The sequence below is a fragment of the Chitinophaga sp. genome (genome assembly GCF_036566945.1).
GTDB lineage: Bacteria > Bacteroidota > Bacteroidia > Chitinophagales > Chitinophagaceae > Chitinophaga.
Window position 1 is genome coordinate 1 of sequence record NZ_DATCVJ010000756.1, and the last position, 3442, is coordinate 3442.

The window sequence follows — 3442 nt, forward strand, 5'->3', positions numbered from 1 at the left end:
ACCACCCCAGACACAGGATCATGAAACCTGCTTCAAATTGTTATACTTTTTTTAACGAATATGATTAATGATAATTCATCTCATTGCTTAACTTCACGACATGTATTTACTCATTCCGGGTCGCCACCACCTGCTTACAGATTTTCAGTTCAAGTACCTGAACCGCCTTATTAAGTGTAAACTGGAAGGTGAAAAAGATGTATATGGTACTCCGTTAGCCGCGCAGGAAATAGACGGTGTTATCTTCGCCGTTACCTCCGCCAACCATCTGGGAACCAAGCGAAACCCGGTACCATTTTATCTCCGCGCTATGATCATCCAGGAATTTTCCAACTCACTGGATGTTCCCGCATTTGTATATGGCATCGACGACGTAGGTGTGATCAACGATTTCACAGAATATACGGTGAAGACTATACGACATTCCAGCGAAGGCGTACACCAGCTGAACCCAAAGAACACCCTCGTTATTTGTTCTACTGCTGTGAAAGAAATGTATCTCCGCCACGGCTATAAAGTACTCCCCGCAGAGTGGGATCCTGCCAGCAATCAGTTTACACAGCCCATGCCCTGGGATATCGTAAAACTGGTAGCACAAAGCGGCGACTGGCGAAAAAATAAAATCATCCTCGACCAGATGCACCCGGCCTCCTTTAAAATATGGTCGCTGTATGGAGTAGGAGAGAAGGTGCAGCATATCCTCAAAGACCCTATCATAGGGGCAGACGGCGATCTCACCGCTACCCGCGACTACAACGTGTACGTAAAACAAATGGATGATATTGCGGCAGATAAATACCGCGAAACCGCTCCCTATATTCAGCCCGGCACTATTGGTGACATCGGTTGTGCGGTTGGCTCCTGGATAAAAATGGCTTGTGAAGACGATCGCCTCCATGAGTGCGACTTCTATGGCATTGAAGTATCCCGGCATTTATACGATATCTGTTTGCAACGAAAACATAACGGAGAATTTGCCAACCCATCGGTTTTCTTCTCACAAAAAAACGCCGTCACCAGCCTTGTATTTGAAGCGGGTAGCATGAATACCATTCATACGTCTTCCCTCACACACGAAATAGAATCGTATGGTAGCAGAGAAGATTTAATTGCGTTTATACGTAATCGTTATAGTGAACTGGTACCCGGCGGTGTATGGATAAACAGAGATGTAGTAGGACCAGAAAATAAAGACGAAATTATTTTGCTGTGGCTGAACGATACAGACGGTGAAAATAATTCACCAATACCCGAAAATGCCAACACGCACGATCTGGCAGCATGGCTGGGAAAACTATCTACCCTCGCGTTGTTCAAACAATTTGCAAAAGATTTCCGCCATCACGAAGGCTTTCAATTGCCGCATGAATGGGTAACAATAGCCGGTAAAACCTATGCACAGTTGTCGATGCAAAATGCCTGTGAGTTCCTTTTCAAAAAAGATTATCACGATAACTGGCTCAGTGAAATGCATGAAACGTTTTGTTTCTGGAACTACAGCGACTGGAAAGCAGCACTGGAAGAAGCAGGACTAAGATTAGATAACCTCTCCACTACCTGGCGGAATGAATGGATTGTGAAAAACAGGTTGGAAGGAAAGGTACAGCTGATGCGCCCGTGCAATAATGATGTACCCTTGCCCATTCCTTTTCCTGTGTCACATATGTTATTGTTAGCGAGAAAATAATCTCAAAAAAACGACTATGATATTCCTTATTCATCCACGCAGCATCAGCCTGTTAACGGCTATCATGCTCTTTGTTGTTAACCCCGGTCACCTATCTGCCCAAGCCCTGGCAGACCAGCGAAACATCATCCCTACATTTTCCAGACAGAAAATCCTGAGAGTGTATCCGGATGAATTACAGCTCACCCTATCCGATAATTATACTTTTTACAAACCAGATGATGCGGCGCTGAATCATTTTAAAAATGAGCTGCACACTGCCATCCATAAACAAGACAGCCTGCTCATATGGGGAAGAGCCAATGTCCCCGCATCCGTTAATATGTACCTCCTGAGGGGAACAGCGCAGGCGGCAGCTTTTGTTACAAAAGATAGCCCCGGAGACTCAGTACAGGCGGATAATACCACCATATATGAGCATATTACTGAGGGCGGAACGTCGGATGTAGTTGCTGCTTATAGCTTCTACAAGAAAAAATGGTACACCGTCATTTTCCATACCTCCTTTTCCAAAAAAACCTCGCAGAATAATGCAGCTGCGAAAAAGAATTTTATAGCCGAAATCCGCGCCGCCATTGCAACCCTGCATATAAACATTCCTGACATCGGCGTTAATTTTTTCGACATGAACCCAACGGATCAGGAAAACACTTATACCGCCACCGTCAAATACATCGGCATCCTGGAAAAATGCCTCGACAAAAACCTGACAACCGCCGAAAAAGATATGCTGCTGCAATCCCTGGCAACAGAATACACACTCGTTGGAAATCAACAAAAGGCGATGGAGTATACGCTAATTCGTCAACCGCTAAAAACCATTTCCTTAAAAGACAGCAGCCAATTTACTACCACTAACGCCAAAGCATATATTTTGCAACAAGCGGCACAACAAAAAGCGTTGTTCTTTAACGAGTCTCATGTAGACATTAGAACCCGGGCCTTTCTTATCGACCTATTGCCGGAGTTGAAAAAACTGGGATATACCAAACTGGCGATGGAAGCATTATTGACAGACACCATCTCAATTCCGACCACCAAAGTCGGATTTTACACCAATGACCCCAACTATGGAAACCTCCTGAGAACAGCCCTGCAAGCCGGCTTTAAACTGATTAACTACGAAGATACGTCCTCCTCGCCCGTATGGAATTTCCGTGATTCCAGTCAGGCAGCTAACATGATCCATAAACTACATGCAATCGCAGATACTGGCAAGTTGGTTGTGCTGGCAGGCCATGGTCATATTCACAAACATGCCGACTTCCCCGACTTTATTCCCATGGCCATTTATTTCAACCGGATGACAGGTATTGACCCCTATTGCATCGATAGTGATGACGCCAACCACGTGAGATATACGGGTATTGACAATACACAGCCTTACATTTTGTTGCGAAATAATATCCCTGTAAATCCTAACCCTCAACGATACAACCTGCAGGTACATTACCCCGAGGTGCTTATTGATAAACAGCTACAGGTAGTCGATTTAAAAACATACCATATTACTCCACCTGACAATTCGTTGCTGTTGATCTACGATGCAGATGAATATGAAAAAACAGGTAATACTAATCAACTGGTACCCGTATATGCTTCTTATCCGGCGAACACTTACCGCAACTTATCTCTTGACAGAAAAAAATATATCGTTTGCCTGTTTGATCACACAGGCAAACTACTGAGCCAACAAGAAATAGACATCAAACAAGCTAAAGCGGTCCATGAGAACCAACTTCAGCTTGTTCCAAG

Annotated in this window: 2 protein-coding genes; both read left to right on the forward strand. The window is 44.4% G+C overall.

The annotated features are described in order from the left end of the window. Positions 1–100: 100 nt before the first annotated feature. The gene (locus tag VIP81_RS22745; RefSeq protein ID WP_331966810.1) at positions 101–1687 is read left to right on the forward strand and encodes a transferase; all 1587 of its coding nucleotides are present in this window, start codon (positions 101–103) and stop codon (positions 1685–1687) included. 16 nt (positions 1688–1703) lie between these two features. Beyond that, positions 1704–3442, forward strand: a 1739-nt coding sequence (locus VIP81_RS22750; protein ID WP_331966812.1) for a hypothetical protein, incomplete at its 3' end; no start/stop codon positions are given.